Genomic DNA, 15515 nt, shown 5'->3' with positions numbered 1-15515 from the left:
CCCGAATTATAGGGTTTACCCTGAAACTGTGCAAGGGGGAGGTGCAACCTGGTGCAACGTGGCAACACCTTGGTGCTGATAATGCCCCAAAACCGCGCGGCGGGGCACCATAAGCAAAGATAGCGGCGGCATGTTGCGGCGCTTTTACAACGCGCCGCAAGGGGCTGAAAAGGCGGGGGAAAAGCGCGCCCCGGGGGCCGAAGCCGCCCGGGGTTCAGGGCGCTCAGGCGTCGCGGTAACCGGCGGCCACCAGTTCGAAACCGAACAGGCGGCAGTCCAGCGAGCCGTTGTGCAGCGGCACGCGGCGCTTGGGCTTCAGGCGCATCTGGTTGGGCAGCGTCAGGTCGCTGGTGATGACATGGAGCTGCCAGCCCGCGAAATTGCGTTTCAGGCAGGTGGCCCAATCGCGCCACAGGTCCGAGTCCTGTTCGGTGCCCATCCGTTCGCCGTACGGCGGGTTGGTGACGATCCAGCCATGGTCCGCGGGGGCCGTGATCTGGCGTGCGTCGCCCACTTCGAAGCGGATGGAATCGGCCGTGAGCCAGGCGCGCTCGGCGTTATTCTGAGCGAATTCAATGGCTTGTGGGTCCAGGTCGTAACCCACCAGCGGCGCGTCCAGCTGCGGCAGGATACGCGAGCGGGCGTCGTCCTTCAGATCGCGCCAGCGGTAGGCGTCGTGGTCGCGCAGGCGTTCAAAGCCGAATGGGCGGGAGATGCCCGGGGGCACGCCCAGGGCGATCCAGGCCGCCTCGATCAGGATGGTGCCCGACCCGCAGAAGGGATCCAGCAGCGGCGCGGCCGGATCCCAGCCCGCCAGCGCCAGCATGCCGGCAGCCAGGTTTTCGCGCAGCGGGGCTTCGCCCTTGTCCAGGCGCCAGCCGCGCTTGAACAGGGATTCGCCCGAGGTGTCCAGGTACAGCGTGGCGGTATGGCCCGTCAGGAATAGGTGGACGCGCGCGTCCGGCCGCACCGTGTCGATGCTGGGGCGCTCGCCTTCCAGTTCGCGCAGGCGGTCGCAGATGCCGTCCTTGGCGCGCAAATTGCAGTACTGGAGGCTTTGAACCGGGCTCTTGATGGCCGAGGTGTCGACCCGCAGCGTCTGCTCGGCGCCGAACCAGCGTTCCCAGGGGGTGTCGCGGGCCAGGTCCAGGATGTCGTCTTCGTGCGAGATCTCCGCATGCGCCACCTGCACCAGGATGCGGGTCGCCAGTCGCGAATACAGATTGGCGCGCTGCACGCCCGACCAGTCAGTCGTGAACGAGCAGCCCGCGCGGCCGGCTTGCGCATCGTCATAGCCCAGCGCCTGCATTTCCGCCGTCAGGGCCTCTTCCAGGCCTTGGGGGCAGGGGGCGAAGACGGTGAAAATCTCGGCCTGGCGGGGTTCGCGCGGGCGGCGGCTGCGGGTCTCGACGGTGGGCGTGCGTTCGCGGGAATAGTCGCGCTCTTGCGAGAACTCCGGCTCCTGCGCGAATTCCGGTTCTTGAGCGTGATCGGGCTCAGGCGCGAACTCCGGCGCGGGGCCGTCGTCTTCGAACGGATCGTAGAAGCGTCCCGCCGGTGTGGCGGGGGCAATGTACTGGTCGTCGCGCAGGCGCGGCGCGCGCTGCTGCGGACGCCCGGAGCGCGCCGTGGGCGCGCCGTCGCGGCGCGCATCTTCGGAGCGGCCGCGGGCCGACGGAGCCCGATCGGACGAACCACGAGCGCCCGTACCGCGATTGCCCGGGCCGCGATCGGCCGGGCCGCGATCATATTGGCCGCGATCGGATTGCCCCGCGCGAGGCGCCTGTCCCCGGTTGGGAGCGCCACGTCCGCCGGCTGCGGGCTTGCGCGCGTTGCGCGCTTCTTCTTCCTGGCGGCGCTGGTAGCCGACGGGATCTTTCTGGCGTTCGACGCTTTCCTTGGTGCGCTCGATCTGAGCGACCAGACGGGCGCGGGCACCGGTACGGGTGCGCTTGGGCGCGTCTTCGGCGTGGGCGTCGCGCGCCGTTTTCTTGATCGTCAGCGTCTTGCGCGGACGGTCCTGTTCATCAGAGGACATACGAATCCTGGCGAATGTGCAAAGGTAGGGGTATCAGAAGGGTTTGACGACGACCAGCGCCACCACCACCAAGAGCAGCAAGACGGGAACTTCGTTGAACCAGCGATAGAACTTGTGCGAACGGGTGTTCTTGCCCTGTTCGAATTTACGCAGCATCAGGCCACAGGCGTGATGGTAGCCGATGACGAGCAGGACGAAAAAGAGTTTGGCGTGCATCCAGCCGTTGCCGGGGCCGACGCCGATGCCATAGCCCAGGTACAGCCACATGCCGAACACGACCGCCACGATGGCCAGCATGGTGGTGAAACGATACAACCGGCGGGCCATGCCCAGCAGCGTCGCCTGGACGGCGGGGTCCGACTGCTGAGCCAGGTTCACGAAAATGCGCGGCAGATAGAACAATCCGGCAAACCAGGAAGCGATAAAGACTATATGGAAGGTCTTGACCCAAAGCATGGCCATGGCGCGATCCGATCGAGGAAAGCCGCATTGTATGCCGCTGCGGGTGTCCCCACGCCGCGTTGCCCGAGGGGAGGGCGGCTCCGCCGCGGGCCGGCCCGCCGGCGGAGTGGCAATCCTTGCACGGGTCCGCGCGGGCGCGCCGGCGCCCTGGCGCCAGGCGCCTCTCAGATCACGTACAGATCCACGTATTCGTGGACCGGCATCGCTTCCAGCGTTGCCTGGTCCAGCGAGGCGTCCAGGATGCGGTGCTGCTGCCTGGGCGGAAAAACGCGGGCCAGGTTGGTGCGGAACTTGGCTTCCAGCAAGGGAATGCCGTCGGCCCGGCGGCGCTTGTGCCCGATGGGATACTCGCAGACGATTTCGTCCAGCGTGGAGCCGTCCTTGAATTCCACGGTCAGCGCGTTGGCGATCGAGCGCTTGGCGGGATTGTGATAATCGCTGGTATAGGCCGGATCCTCCACGCAGACGATCTTGTCGCGCAGCGCGTCGATGCGCGGATCCCGGGCGACCTCGTCCTCGTAGTCGGCGGCCGTCAGGCGGCCGAACAGCACCGGCACGGCCACCATGTACTGGATGCAATGGTCGCGGTCGGCGGGGTTATTCAGCGGCCCCTTCTTGTCGATGATGCGGATGCAGGCCTCGTGGGTGCGGATCGTGATCTTCTTGATGTCGTCCGCGTTCTTGCCGATGGCGCGGAGCCTGTCGTGGATTTCCATGGCGCATTCCACGGCGGTCTGCGAATGGAATTCGGCCGGGAACGAGATCTTGAAGAGCACGTTCTCCATCACGTAGCTTCCGTAGGGGCGCTGGAACTTGAACGGCTGACCCTTGAAAAGCACGTCGTAAAAGCCCCAGGTCTTGGCGGTCAGCACCGACGGGTAGCCCATTTCGCCCGTCCTGGCGATGAGCGCCAGGCGCACGGCGCGGCTGGTGGCGTCGCCCGCTGCCCAGCTTTTCCGGCTGCCGGTATTGGGGGCGTGCCGGTAGGTGCGCAGGCTCTGGCCGTCGACCCAGGCCAGCGATACGGCGTTGATCACCTCGTCGCGGCCAAGGCCCAGCATCTGCGCCACGACGGCGGTGGATGCCACCTTGACCAGCACCACGTGGTCCAGGCCGACCTTGTTGAAGGAGTTCTCCAGGGCGATGCAGCCCTGGATTTCGTGCGCCTTGATCATGCCGGTCAGCACGTCGCGCATGGTCAGCGGCGGCTTGCCCGCGGCGACCGCCGTGCGCGACAGCCAGTCGGCCGTGGCCAGGATGCCGCCCAGGTTGTCCGAGGGGTGGCCCCATTCGGCGGCCAGCCAGGTGTCGTTGAAATCCAGCCAGCGGATCATCGCGCCGATGTTGAACGCGGCCTGGACAGGGTCCAGCTGGAACTGCGTGCCTGGCACCTTGGCGCCGTTGGGCACCACGGTGCCGGGCACGACGGGCCCCAGCAGTTTTCTGCACGCCGGATACTCCAGCGCTTCCAGGCCGCAGCCCAGCGTGTCGATCAGGCAGTTGCGGGCGGTCTCGTAAGCGAGGCCGCTCTGGACTTCATAGTTCAGAACGTAGTCCGCGATATCGGCCAGCACCTGGTCGGGATCGGGACGTACGTTGGAGATCGGGGCAGACATAGCAATACCTCTCCAGAAAATGAATACAGGTGGCCATGCCGCGCCCTCGCCCCAGGCTTACTTGCGCTTTTCGATCGGCACGAACTTCTGGTCTTCCGGGCCCACGTAGTTGGCGGTGGGGCGGATGATCTTGTTGTCGATGCGCTGCTCGATGATGTGGGCCGACCAGCCCGCCGTGCGCGCGATGACGAACAGCGGAGTGAACATGGCGGTGGGCACGCCCATCATGTGGTAGCTGACGGCCGAGAACCAGTCGAGGTTGGGGAACATCTTCTTGACGTCCCACATGACGGTTTCCAGGCGTTCGGCGATGTCGAACATCTTGGTGGTGCCGGCCTTCTTGGACAGCTTCTTGGCCACGTCCTTGATGACCTTGTTGCGCGGGTCGGACACGGTATAGACCGGATGGCCGAAACCGATGATGACTTCCTTGGCTTCCACGCGGCGGCGGATGTCGGCCTCGGCTTCTTCCGGCGTTTCATAGCGCTTCTGCACTTCGAACGCCACTTCGTTGGCGCCGCCGTGCTTGGGGCCGCGCAGCGCGCCGATGGCGCCCGAGATGGAAGAGAACATGTCCGAGCCGGTGCCGGCGATGACGCGGGCCGTGAAGGTGGACGCGTTGAATTCGTGCTCGGCGTACAGGTTCAGCGAGATGTGCATCGCCTTGACCCATTCGTCGCTGGGCTTCTCGCCGTGCAGCAGGTGCAGGAAGTGGCCGCCGATGCTGTCGTCGTCGGTCTGCACGTCGATGATGCGGCCATTGTGGCTGTAGTGGTACCAGTACAGCAGGGCGGAACCCAGGTTGGCCATCAGGCGGTCGGCGATGTCGCGCGCGCCCGGGGCGTTATGGTCGTCTTTTTCAGGCAGGACGCAACCCAGCACCGACACGGCCGTGCGCATCACGTCCATCGGATGGCTGGCTGCGGGCAGGGCTTCCAGGGCAACCTGCAACTGGGCGGGCAGGCCGCGCAGGCTGCGCAGCTTTTCCTTGTAGGCCTTCAGCTCGGCCTTGTTGGGCAGCTTGCCATGGACCAGCAAGTGGGCGATTTCCTCGAACTCGCTGGTGTGGGCGATGTCCAGGATGTCATAGCCGCGGTAGTGCAGGTCGTTGCCGCTGCGGCCGACCGTACACAGAGCGGTGTTGCCCGCGACCACGCCGGACAGCGCAACCGACTTCTTGGGCTTGAAACCGGTTTTTTCTTCCGGCTTGGCGTCCGATTTGGCTTCTTGCTTCTTGGGAGCCGTGCTCATGTCTCTACTCCTTTCCTTACGCGATGGACGATGTAATGGATGGCGGGTGGCGCCGCGGAATCACCGCGGCGCCGGATGTCAGGACGATGCGGATCAGCCCTTGCCCTTCTGGAAGAGCGCATCCAGCCTGGATTCGAATTCGTGATAGCCGATGCGGTCGTACAGCTCTTCGCGGGTCTGCATCAGGTCCACCACGTTCTTCTGGTGGCCGTCGCGGCGGATGGCGGTGTAGACGGCCTCGGCGGCCTTGTTCATGGCGCGGAAGGCCGACAGCGGGTAGAGCACCATGCCCACGCCCACGCTCTTGAGCTCTTCCACCGAGAATAGCGGCGTCTTGCCGAATTCGGTGATATTGGCCAGCACCGGAACCTTGACCGCCTTGACGAAGCGGTCGTAGGTGGGCAGGTCATAGGCGGCTTCGGCGAAGATCGCGTCGGCGCCGGCTTCCACGCAGGCCAGCGCGCGCTCGATGGCGGCATCCACGCCGTGCGAGGCGATCGCGTCGGTGCGGGCGATCAGGTAGAAGTCGCTGTCGGTGCGGGCGTCGGCCGCGGCCTTCACGCGGTCGGCCATTTCCTCGGTCGTGACGATTTCCTTGCCGGGACGGTGGCCGCAGCGCTTGGCGCCGACCTGGTCCTCGATGTGGCAGGCGGCGGCGCCGAACTTGATCAGGCTCTTGACGGTGCGGGCGATGTTGAACGCCGACGGGCCGAAGCCGGTGTCGATGTCCACCAGCAGCGGCACGTCGCACACGTCGGTGATGCGGCGCACGTCGGTCAGGACGTCGTCCATGGTGTTGATGCCCAGGTCCGGCAGGCCCAGCGAGCCGGCCGCGACGCCGCCGCCGGACAGATAGATGGCGCGGTAGCCGGCGCGCTTGGCCAGCAGGGCGTGGTTCGCGTTGATGGCGCCGATGATCTGCAGGGGGCTTTCTTCGGTGAGCGCGCGACGGAAGAGGGCGCCGGGCGATTCGGGTCTGGACATGATCGTCTCCTTTTTTTGCTGGCCCACGACCTTAGCGCGGGTCCGAAAAATAAATCTGTCCCCTGCGCGACAATCGGCTGCCGCCGGGCAAAGAGACAGGTTTATGTTCCGGTCTTGCTTAGGAATTGGGCCCGCATGAACGGGCCCAATCCTTTACTCGTACGCTGCTTACTTCAGCAGGTCCTTGACGCCGTCGCGCTCTTCGAGGAGCTCTTTCAGCGTGAAGTCCAGGCGCTCGCGGGAGAAGGCGTCGATTTCCAGGCCTTCGATGCGCTTGTATTCGCCGTTTTCGGTCGTGACCGGCACGCCGTAGATGATGCCTTCGGGGATGCCGTAGGAGCCGTCCGACGGGATGCCCATCGTGACCCACTTGCCATTGCTGCCCAGGACCCAGTCACGGACGTGGTCGATGGCGGCGTTGGCGGCCGAAGCTGCCGAGGACAGGCCACGGGCTTCGATGATGGCGGCGCCGCGCTTGCCCACGGTGGGGATGAACGTGTCGCGGTTCCAGGTGTCGTCGTTGATCAGCTTGGAGAGCGATTCGCCGCCGACGGTGGCAAAGCGGTAGTCCGGGTACATCGTGGGCGAGTGGTTGCCCCACACGACCAGCTTTTCGATGTCGGCGACGGCCTTGCCCGACTTGGCGGCCAGTTGCGACAGGGCGCGGTTGTGGTCCAGGCGCAGCATGGCGGTGAAGTTCTTGGCCGGCAGGTCCGGCGCCGACTTCATGGCGATGTAGGCGTTGGTGTTGGCGGGGTTGCCGACAACCAGGACCTTGACGTTGCGGCTGGCGACGTCGTTCAGGGCCTTGCCCTGAGCCGTGAAGATCTGGGCGTTGACCGACAGCAGGTCCTTGCGTTCCATGCCGGGGCCGCGCGGACGGGCGCCGACCAGCAGGGCCACGTCGGCGTCCTTGAAGGCGGTGCGCGGGTCGCTGTGGGCGGTGACTTCCTGCAGCAGCGGGAAGGCGCAGTCATCCAGTTCCATGATGACGCCCTTCAGGGCCTTTTGCGCTTTCTCGTCGGGGATTTCCAGCAGTTGCAGGATGACGGGTTGATCTTTACCCAGCATTTCGCCCGAGGCGATGCGGAATAGCAGTGCGTAACCGATTTGGCCGGCGGCGCCGGTGACGGCGACACGCAAGGCAGGCTTGGACATGGACGTTCTCCGTAATGGTTTGGCGAGAAAAAAATCTCACCAATCAGTGTAATCGTTGGGCGCGGAAATCAGCGCGCGCGCCAGTGCTCGGCACGAGGCCCGGGCAGCGTTGAATCCTAGATCGAATTTACGTGTCCGTCAATTGCTCTTCTATCTTATATAAGACATAAGACGTTGGACAGCGCGCCTTCCAATATGCCACAATAGAGCGTTTATTCGAATGCGCCGCAGCCAGCATTGGCCGCGCGCCTGTATCCAGCCAGAAGACCGGCAGCAGCAGCGCATTGCGGATGGGTTTGCATCCTTTGCGCTGCTTTCCTATTCCTCCGGATAAACATGACACTTTCAAGAAGATCCATGGCAGAGCCCCGGCCCGAAACCTCCCTACGCACTCGCGCCGCCCGTCCAACGGGCGAGGGGGCCGCTTTCAGTCCGCTCTACCGCCAGATCAAGGATCTGCTTGTCCAAAGCCTCGAACGCGGTGAATGGAAGCCCGGCGAGCTCATCCCCAGCGAGATCGATCTGGCCGCCCGTTTTCAGGTGAGCCAGGGCACGGTGCGCAAGGCGGTCGATGAGCTGGCTGCCGAGCATATGCTGCTGCGCCGCCAGGGCAAGGGCACCTTTGTCGCCACCCACCACGAAGCCCGCGTGCGCTACCGTTTCCTGCGCCTGGCCCCCGACGAAGAGGGCGAGGCCGGCCGCGCGGAAAGCCGCATCCTTGAGTGCCGGCGCCTGCGCGCGCCCGCCGAGATCGCGCGCGCCCTGGACCTGCGGGCCGGCGAAACCGTCGTCATGATCCGCCGCCTGCTGTCCATGGGCCAAACGCCCACCGTCCTGGATGACATCTGGTTGCCTGGTTCCATTTTCCGAGGACTGACCCTGGAGCTGCTGACCGCCAACAAGGCGCCGCTCTATGGCCTGTTTGAATCCGAGTTCGGCGTCAGCATGGTGCGCGCGGACGAGAAGCTGCGCGCGGTCGCCGCGCCGGCCGAAGTCTGTACGTTGCTTAATGTTGCCGCCGGCGCGCCGTTGTTGCAGGTGGATCGGGTGTCTTACACCTATGGTGACCGCCCCATGGAAATTCGTCGGGGGTTGTACTTGACCGACCGATACCACTACCGCAATAGTCTGAATTGATGAGCTTTTTACCTACGATTTGATACCAACCCGTTCTCTGGGCGAAAATACCGTGTTTGCCCGTAAGGGCGCCGGCATTTTTGCCGTAACGATTCCCTAGTTCCGAAACACCGAGGCCGTCATGTCCGACACCGCTGCCAAGCCACGTCCGCAGTTTCGCAATATTGGTATTGCGCAACTTGCCAGTTACCGCCTGCCCCTGGCCGGCAAGCTGTCCATCCTGCACCGCGTCAGCGGCGCGCTGCTGTTCCTCTGTCTTCCCTTGGTCATTCTGCCGTTGTTCGCGGCCAGCGTGGCCGCGCCGCAAACGTTCGCAGCCGTGGCCGCGTACGCCGGCAATCCGATCGTCAAGCTTGTCTTCCTGGTCCTGATCTGGGGCTACCTGCACCACTTCTGTGCGGGCATCCGGTACCTGCTGCTGGATCTGCATATCGGTATCGACAAGCTGTCGGCCAAGAAGAGCGCCGGCGTGGTTTTCGGTGTCAGCCTGGCGCTGACCCTGGTGTTTGCTCTCAAACTGTTCGGAGTGCTGTAAATGGCCGCCGCTAAAAACTTCGGACCCAAGCGCCTGGTCGTCGGCGCTCACTACGGGATCATGGATTTCATCATCCAGCGCATCACTGCCGTCATCATGGCCGTGTACACGCTGGTGCTGCTCATCGGCATCCTGACGATGCCGGCCTTCACGTACGAACACTGGACCGCGCTGTTCAACTTCTACGTGGGCGTTCTTCCGGTTGGCCAGATCCTGGCCACCCTTGCATTCATTGCGCTGGCCTGGCATGCCTGGATTGGCGTGCGCGACATCTGGATGGACTACGTCAAGTCGGTGGGCGTGCGCCTGCTGATGCAAGTGCTGACGATCCTCTGGCTGGTCGGTTCGGTCGTTTACTTCGCGCAAATCCTCTGGAGCATTTAAGCCGTGGTCTCTGTCCTGAAATCTTTGCCGCGCCGCCAGTTTGATGTGGTGGTCGTGGGCGCCGGCGGAGCCGGCATGCGTTGTTCGCTGCAACTGTCCCAAGCGGGCCTGTCGGTTGCGGTGCTCTCCAAGGTGTTCCCCACGCGTTCGCACACGGTTGCCGCTCAAGGCGGCGTGAGCGCCTCGCTGGGCAACATGAGCGAAGACAACTGGTACTGGCACATGTACGATACCGTCAAGGGTTCGGACTGGCTGGGCGACCAGGACGCCATCGAATTCATGTGCCGTGAAGCGCCGAACGCCGTGTACGAGCTCGAGCACTTCGGCATGCCGTTCGACCGCAACCCCGACGGCACGATCTATCAGCGCCCGTTCGGCGGCCACACCGCCAACTTCGGCGAAAAGCCGGTCCAGCGCGCCTGTGCCGCTGCCGACCGCACCGGCCATGCGCTGCTGCACACCCTCTATCAGCGCAACGTCGCCGCGCGCACCCAGTTCTTCGTCGAATGGATGGCGCTGGACCTGCTGCGCAACGAAGCTGGCGACGTCGTGGGCGTGACCGCCCTGGAAATGGAAACCGGCGAGATCTACATCCTGGAAGCCAAGACCACGGTGCTGGCCACCGGCGGCGCGGGCCGTATCTGGGCCGCTTCCACCAACGCCTTCATCAACACCGGCGACGGCCTGGGCATGGCTGCCCGTGCCGGCATCCCGCTGCAGGACATGGAGTTCTGGCAATTCCACCCGACCGGCGTGGCCGGCGCGGGCGTCCTGATCACGGAAGGCGTGCGCGGCGAAGGCGGCATCCTGCTGAACAAGGACGGCGAACGCTTCATGGAGCGCTATGCGCCCACGCTGAAGGATCTGGCGCCGCGCGACTTCGTGTCGCGCTCGATGGACCAGGAAATCAAGGAAGGCCGTGGTTGCGGCCCGGACGGCAGCTACGTGGTCCTGAAGCTGGACCACCTGGGCGCCGACGTCATCAACAAGCGCCTGCCCTCGATCCGCGAAATCGCCATCAAGTTCGGCAACGTCGACCCGATCAAGGAACCGATCCCCGTCGTTCCGACCATCCACTACCAGATGGGCGGCATTCCGGCCAACTATCATGGCCAGGTGCTGTCGCGTGAAAACGGCGAAAACAAGGTCGTCAACGGCCTGTACGCCATCGGCGAATGCGCCGCGGTGTCGGTCCACGGCGCCAACCGCCTGGGCACCAACTCGCTGCTCGACCTGATCGTGTTCGGCCGCGCCACCGGCAACCACATCGTGAATTCGCATCCGGAACGCCAGCGCGCGCACCAGGATCTGCCGCAGCAAGCGGTCGAATTCTCGCTGGACCGCATCAACAAGCTCGAATCGCGCACTTCCGGCGAAAAGACTCAGGATATCGGCAACGCCATCCGCTTCTCGATGCAGCGCCACTGCGGCGTGTTCCGCACGCTGGAACTGCTGAACGAGGGCGTGACCCAGATCGAAGATCTGGCCAAGCAAGCCGACAATATCTACTTCAAGGACAAGTCCAAGGTGTTCAACACCGCGCGCGTCGAGGCGCTGGAACTGGCGAACATGACCGAAGTGGCCCGCGCCACGATCAAGTCGGCCGCCAACCGCACCGAAAGCCGCGGCGCGCATGCGCTGGACGACCACCCGACTCGCGATGACGAGAACTGGCTGAAGCACACGCTGTGGTACTCCGAAGGCAGCCGCCTGGATTACAAGCCCGTGCAGATGAAGCCGCTGACGGTCGAGTCCTTCCCGCCCAAGGCGCGTACCTTCTAAGTCCGGATTGAGCCCACTATGAGCAACAAGAGAATCGTCAAGTTCGAAATCTACCGCTACGATCCGGACAAGGACGAGCGCCCGTACATGCAGAAGCTGGAAGTCGAACTCCAGCCCACCGACAAGATGCTGCTTGATGCGCTGGTGCGCATCAAGAACGACGTCGATGACAGCCTGGCCCTGCGCCGCTCCTGCCGTGAAGGCGTGTGCGGTTCGGACGCCATGAACATCAACGGCAAGAACGGTCTGGCCTGCACCACCAACCTGCGCGAACTCAAGGAACCCATCGTCCTGCGTCCGCTGCCGGGTCTGCCCGTGATCCGCGACCTGATCGTGGACATGACGCACTTTTTCAATCAGTACCACTCGGTCCGTCCGTACCTCATCAACGACACGCCGCCGCCCGAAAAAGAGCGTCTGCAGTCGCCCGAGGCGCGCGAAGAGCTCGATGGCCTGTACGAGTGCATTCTGTGCGCGTGCTGTTCCACTTCGTGCCCGTCGTTCTGGTGGAATCCGGACAAGTTCGTCGGCCCGGCCGGCCTGCTGCAAGCCTACCGCTTCATCGCCGACAGCCGCGACGAAGCCACGGGCGAGCGTCTGGACAACCTGGAAGATCCGTACCGTCTGTTCCGTTGCCACACCATCATGAATTGCGTCGACGTCTGTCCCAAGGGACTGAACCCGACCAAGGCGATCGGCAAGATCAAGGAACTGATGGTCCGTCGCACGGTCTAGTTTTTAGTTGTGTATTTAAGGTGTCACGATGAGCAGGCTTACTGAACTGGAGCGGGCGCGACTGCGTTGGCGGGCGCGCCGCGGCCTGCTCGAAAACGACTTGATCATCACCCGGTATCTGGACGCTTACGAGGCTGAACTTACCGATGATGACGTGGCCGCATTGACCCAGCTTTTCGAGATGGGAGACAACGATCTTCTCGACTTGCTGCTGGCCCGTAAGGAACTCGAAGGCGAGCTGGATACGCCCCGTCTTCGAGGCATTATTGGCCAGATGCGCGCGCTCTGATTAATTGAGAGGAATAAACATGAACCTGTCTGACAAAAAAGCCACTCTATCCTTCTCGGATGGCAGCGCACCCATTGAGTTCCCTGTCTACAAGGGCACGGTCGGTCCGGATGTGATCGACATCCGCAAGCTGTATGGCCAGACGGGCATGTTCACGTTTGACCCCGGCTTCATGTCGACGGCTGCCTGCGAATCGGGCATCACGTACATCGACGGCGACAAGGGCGAACTGCTGTACCGCGGTTTCCCCATCGAGCAGCTGGCCGTCAATTGCGACTTCATGGACATCTGCTACCTGATCCTGAACGGCGAACTGCCCAACCAGGAACAGAAGGCCGATTTCGACTCGCAAGTGACCCATCACACGATGGTCAACGAGCAGCTGCATTTCTTCCTGCGCGGCTTCCGCCGCGACGCGCACCCGATGGCCGTGCTGACGGGCCTGGTCGGCGCGCTGTCCGCGTTCTACCACGACTCCACCGACATCACGAACCCGCAGCATCGCCACATCTCGGCCATCCGCCTGATCGCCAAGATGCCGACGCTGGTCGCGATGGCGTACAAGTACTCGCAAGGCCAGCCGTTCATCTATCCGCAGAATGACCTGTCCTACACGGGCAACTTCCTGCGCATGATGTTCGCCACGCCGTGCGAAGACTACAAGGTCAACGAAGTCGTCGAGCGCGCGCTGGATCGCATCTTCATTCTGCACGCCGATCACGAGCAAAATGCCTCGACCTCGACCGTGCGCCTGTGCGGTTCGTCGGGCACCAACCCGTTCGCCGCCATCTCGGCCGGCGTGGCTTGCCTGTGGGGCCCGGCTCACGGCGGCGCCAACGAAGCTTGCCTGCAGATGCTGGAAGAGCTGCAAGCCAACGGCGGCATTGCCAAGGTCGGCGAGTTCATGGAGAAGGTCAAGGACAAGAACTCGGGCGTGCGCCTGATGGGCTTTGGCCACCGCGTCTACAAGAACTACGACCCGCGCGCCAAGCTGATGCAGGAAACCTGCAAGGAAGTGCTCTCGGCCCTGGGCCTGGAAAACGACCCGCTGTTCAAGCTGGCCATGGAACTGGAACGCATCGCTCTGTCGGATCCGTACTTCGTCCAGCGCAAGCTGTACCCGAACGTGGACTTCTATTCGGGTATCGTCCAGCGCGCCATCGGCATCCCGACCTCGCTGTTCACGGCCATCTTCGCGCTGGCCCGCACGGTGGGCTGGATCGCCCAGTGGAACGAAATGCTGTCGGATCCCGACTACAAGATCGGCCGTCCGCGCCAGCTGTTCACCGGTTCGGTCACGCGCGACGTGCCCCCGATGGACAAGCGCTGATCCGCTGCATCTCGCTTCGAAAAAAACCGCCTTCGGGCGGTTTTTTTTCGTCCGGGCGCAATGGCGATGGACCGGCGCATAAGCGGATATCATCCTCGGCATGATTCCGATAGCACTGCCGTCCGCCAGCTTCTACATCCTTCTTTCCCTCGGCTTCCTCGCCGGCCTCTTGCTGCTGGGCTGGGGGCTGGTCCTGGCGGTCAGCGCGGGTGCGCGCCGCAAGGTCCGCAAATTCTGGAAGACGTCCGTCGTCATCTTCCTGCCCTTGCTCATCCTGTTCGGCTTTTACGCATGGGTTCAGGTCATCGTCTGGCAGGTCGGGCGGGAAAGCGACCGCCAGGAAGCGGCGCGGCAGGTCATCTTGCAGCAGCCCCAGACGCTGGGCGGCACCGTCATGCCCGCCGGCACGCGGCTGAAGCTGCAGGACGAAGGCCAGCTTGAAACCTATGTCGAAGCCGAGTTTCCGCAGCCCGTGCCGATGTACGGCATGGAGGCGACCCATGTGCGGCGGTTCCTCGGCACCGACTACGACAAGGACACCTACGCCACCATCGCCAAATACCCGCGTACGGTCATCCTGCGCGGCGCTGGCGATCAGCTCGTGCAGGGCTGGCGTTGCGCCGGCGGCGTGGACATAGAATTCGATTCGGAGCGCGACGGCGGCATGAAGGCGCTGAAGACATGCCAGTTGGCCGAAGGCAATCGGGTGGGAGACCTGGAGATCGATTCCGGATCCACGCTCTTCGGATCGGATGGGACGGTCTATGTGGATGGGTCCAGGGATCCGGACCGCTGGCGCATCGATCTCAGGAATGCGGTGGCGGTGCCGGTGTTCGGGATGATGCTGAGCGAACCCACGCTCTATCTGGACGCCGACCGGCGCCTGCTGCGCTTTAGCGACGCCGAACTGGCTTGCCCCACCCGATTCGGGGACTTCAGCTATCCCGCCGGCACGCAAGTGAAGACCGCCAGGCGCCGCGGCCCCACGCCGGATCCCTATCCGGGCGTGCTGGTATTCAGTCCCTGGGATGGAGGCGTGGCGCGGCGCGCGGGGCAAGAGGATGTGCCCGATGGCAAGTCGGTGATGCAGACCCTGGACGGCCGACTGGCCGGAATCGTGCCCAACGAGGAGGTCGGAGTGTTCAAGTACGCCACCTTCGTCGTAGGCGACAAGGAACCGGCCAAGCCGGCCCTTGCGCGCTGCCCCTGAACCAGGGCGAGCGTCTTTCTACATGCCCATCCCGCGCGCCATCAGCACGGCGAACAGCGGCAGGAAGATGAAGAGGTGCGACGCAATCATCACCCAGCGCCGTGCCCGTTTGATCTCGGGCAGGGTGGGCACGAAGCCCGGCTGCTGGCGCGATTGCCTGGCCCACCGCAGAAAGGCCAGCGTGGGCGGTATCGAACAGACCGCGATGAGGACGAACAGGCCGATCTTGGCGTGGAACCAGGGGTTGCTCATGTAGAAGGCGGCGCCTTTGATACCCTGGGTCAGGCGCAATACGCCCGTGACCAGCACGACGATCGCGCTGACGCCATAGAGGCGGTCGTAGACGATCAGGCGCTTCACGCCGCTGGCGGTCAGGTCGGGGCGCAGCAGTACGGCTTCGGCGGTCAGGACCACCACCAGTACGAAGATGGCCAGGTAGTGAAACCAGGCATACAGGGCATCGGCCAGCATGTCGTCTCCAGGAAAAAGGACAAGGCTAGGTTTTACCATCCGCCGGTGCCGGGGGACTACCACGGGTGCATGATGCCCCGTAATGAAAACGGGCGCCCCGAAGGGCGCCCGCGGCATTACGGAAGTTGACGCA

15 protein-coding genes are annotated in these 15515 nt (G+C 63.9%); 8 read left to right on the top strand and 7 right to left on the bottom strand.

The window, feature by feature from the left end:
- Window positions 1-223: 223 nt before the first annotated feature.
- The 6 genes from HLG70_RS14775 to HLG70_RS14750 all read right to left on the bottom strand — a co-directional run bounded on the left by HLG70_RS14775 (window position 224) and on the right by HLG70_RS14750 (window position 7509).
- Window positions 224-1591, bottom strand: a complete 1368-nt coding sequence (locus HLG70_RS14775) for a THUMP domain-containing class I SAM-dependent RNA methyltransferase (protein WP_326491148.1) — start codon at window positions 1589-1591, stop codon at window positions 224-226.
- Between the two features lie 480 nt (window positions 1592-2071).
- Window positions 2072-2500: a CopD family protein gene (locus HLG70_RS14770; RefSeq protein ID WP_171664176.1), complete on the bottom strand. Its 429-nt coding sequence runs from the start codon at window positions 2498-2500 to the stop codon at window positions 2072-2074.
- A 164-nt stretch (window positions 2501-2664) separates the two neighbouring features.
- Window positions 2665-4116 (bottom strand): bifunctional 2-methylcitrate dehydratase/aconitate hydratase, encoded by a 1452-nt coding sequence (locus tag HLG70_RS14765; protein WP_171664175.1) that lies wholly within the window; start codon window positions 4114-4116, stop codon window positions 2665-2667.
- A 57-nt stretch (window positions 4117-4173) separates the two neighbouring features.
- Entirely contained in the window at window positions 4174-5367 is a 1194-nt protein-coding gene (gene prpC / locus HLG70_RS14760) for a bifunctional 2-methylcitrate synthase/citrate synthase (RefSeq protein ID WP_171664174.1), read from the bottom strand.
- 93 nt (window positions 5368-5460) lie between these two features.
- Window positions 5461-6351, bottom strand: a complete 891-nt coding sequence (gene prpB / locus HLG70_RS14755; protein WP_171664173.1) for a methylisocitrate lyase — start codon at window positions 6349-6351, stop codon at window positions 5461-5463.
- Between the two features lie 168 nt (window positions 6352-6519).
- Window positions 6520-7509, bottom strand: a complete 990-nt coding sequence (locus HLG70_RS14750) for a malate dehydrogenase (RefSeq protein ID WP_171664172.1) — start codon at window positions 7507-7509, stop codon at window positions 6520-6522.
- Between the two features lie 357 nt (window positions 7510-7866).
- Here HLG70_RS14750 and HLG70_RS14745 point away from each other — a divergent pair, with 357 nt between their 5' ends.
- From HLG70_RS14745 to HLG70_RS14710, 8 genes are all read left to right on the top strand, one after another.
- Window positions 7867-8646: a GntR family transcriptional regulator gene (locus tag HLG70_RS14745; protein WP_171664171.1), complete on the top strand. Its 780-nt coding sequence runs from the start codon at window positions 7867-7869 to the stop codon at window positions 8644-8646.
- 121 nt (window positions 8647-8767) lie between these two features.
- The gene (sdhC, locus tag HLG70_RS14740; protein ID WP_013392307.1) at window positions 8768-9181 is read left to right on the top strand and encodes a succinate dehydrogenase, cytochrome b556 subunit; all 414 of its coding nucleotides are present in this window, start codon (window positions 8768-8770) and stop codon (window positions 9179-9181) included.
- Window positions 9182-9565, top strand: a complete 384-nt coding sequence (gene sdhD, locus HLG70_RS14735; RefSeq protein ID WP_171664170.1) for a succinate dehydrogenase, hydrophobic membrane anchor protein — start codon at window positions 9182-9184, stop codon at window positions 9563-9565.
- Window positions 9566-9568: 3 nt separating this feature from the next.
- The gene (sdhA, locus tag HLG70_RS14730; protein ID WP_171664169.1) at window positions 9569-11347 is read left to right on the top strand and encodes a succinate dehydrogenase flavoprotein subunit; all 1779 of its coding nucleotides are present in this window, start codon (window positions 9569-9571) and stop codon (window positions 11345-11347) included.
- Between the two features lie 18 nt (window positions 11348-11365).
- Entirely contained in the window at window positions 11366-12082 is a 717-nt protein-coding gene (locus tag HLG70_RS14725; RefSeq protein WP_171664168.1) for a succinate dehydrogenase iron-sulfur subunit, read from the top strand.
- A gap of 28 nt (window positions 12083-12110) precedes the next feature.
- The gene (locus HLG70_RS14720) at window positions 12111-12371 is read left to right on the top strand and encodes a succinate dehydrogenase assembly factor 2 (protein ID WP_046802661.1); all 261 of its coding nucleotides are present in this window, start codon (window positions 12111-12113) and stop codon (window positions 12369-12371) included.
- Between the two features lie 19 nt (window positions 12372-12390).
- Complete coding sequence (locus HLG70_RS14715) at window positions 12391-13701, top strand: citrate synthase (RefSeq protein WP_025141293.1); 1311 nt, start codon at window positions 12391-12393, stop codon at window positions 13699-13701.
- A gap of 100 nt (window positions 13702-13801) precedes the next feature.
- Window positions 13802-14911: a hypothetical protein gene (locus tag HLG70_RS14710; RefSeq protein WP_171664167.1), complete on the top strand. Its 1110-nt coding sequence runs from the start codon at window positions 13802-13804 to the stop codon at window positions 14909-14911.
- Window positions 14912-14929: 18 nt separating this feature from the next.
- Here HLG70_RS14710 and HLG70_RS14705 read toward each other — a convergent pair whose 3' ends face one another.
- Window positions 14930-15382, bottom strand: a complete 453-nt coding sequence (locus HLG70_RS14705) for a DUF2214 family protein (RefSeq protein WP_171664166.1) — start codon at window positions 15380-15382, stop codon at window positions 14930-14932.
- Between the last annotated feature and the right edge of the window lie 133 nt (window positions 15383-15515).

Source organism: Achromobacter deleyi (assembly GCF_013116765.2).
GTDB lineage: Bacteria > Pseudomonadota > Gammaproteobacteria > Burkholderiales > Burkholderiaceae_B > Achromobacter > Achromobacter deleyi_A.
Note: the sequence above shows the minus strand (reverse complement) of the source record. Positions and strands in the feature narration are given on the sequence as shown.

Coding starts and splice junctions, on each gene's coding strand:
- HLG70_RS14770 (WP_171664176.1), bottom strand. CDS start 2,500: ATGGCCATGCTTTGGGTCAAGACCTTCCATATAGTCTTTATCGCTTCC.
- HLG70_RS14765 (WP_171664175.1), bottom strand. CDS start 4,116: ATGTCTGCCCCGATCTCCAACGTACGTCCCGATCCCGACCAGGTGCTG.
- prpC (WP_171664174.1), bottom strand. CDS start 5,367: ATGAGCACGGCTCCCAAGAAGCAAGAAGCCAAATCGGACGCCAAGCCG.
- prpB (WP_171664173.1), bottom strand. CDS start 6,351: ATGTCCAGACCCGAATCGCCCGGCGCCCTCTTCCGTCGCGCGCTCACC.
- HLG70_RS14750 (WP_171664172.1), bottom strand. CDS start 7,509: ATGTCCAAGCCTGCCTTGCGTGTCGCCGTCACCGGCGCCGCCGGCCAA.
- HLG70_RS14745 (WP_171664171.1), top strand. CDS start 7,867: ATGGCAGAGCCCCGGCCCGAAACCTCCCTACGCACTCGCGCCGCCCGT.
- sdhC (WP_013392307.1), top strand. CDS start 8,768: ATGTCCGACACCGCTGCCAAGCCACGTCCGCAGTTTCGCAATATTGGT.
- sdhD (WP_171664170.1), top strand. CDS start 9,182: ATGGCCGCCGCTAAAAACTTCGGACCCAAGCGCCTGGTCGTCGGCGCT.
- HLG70_RS14725 (WP_171664168.1), top strand. CDS start 11,366: ATGAGCAACAAGAGAATCGTCAAGTTCGAAATCTACCGCTACGATCCG.
- HLG70_RS14720 (WP_046802661.1), top strand. CDS start 12,111: ATGAGCAGGCTTACTGAACTGGAGCGGGCGCGACTGCGTTGGCGGGCG.
- HLG70_RS14715 (WP_025141293.1), top strand. CDS start 12,391: ATGAACCTGTCTGACAAAAAAGCCACTCTATCCTTCTCGGATGGCAGC.
- HLG70_RS14710 (WP_171664167.1), top strand. CDS start 13,802: ATGATTCCGATAGCACTGCCGTCCGCCAGCTTCTACATCCTTCTTTCC.
- HLG70_RS14705 (WP_171664166.1), bottom strand. CDS start 15,382: ATGCTGGCCGATGCCCTGTATGCCTGGTTTCACTACCTGGCCATCTTC.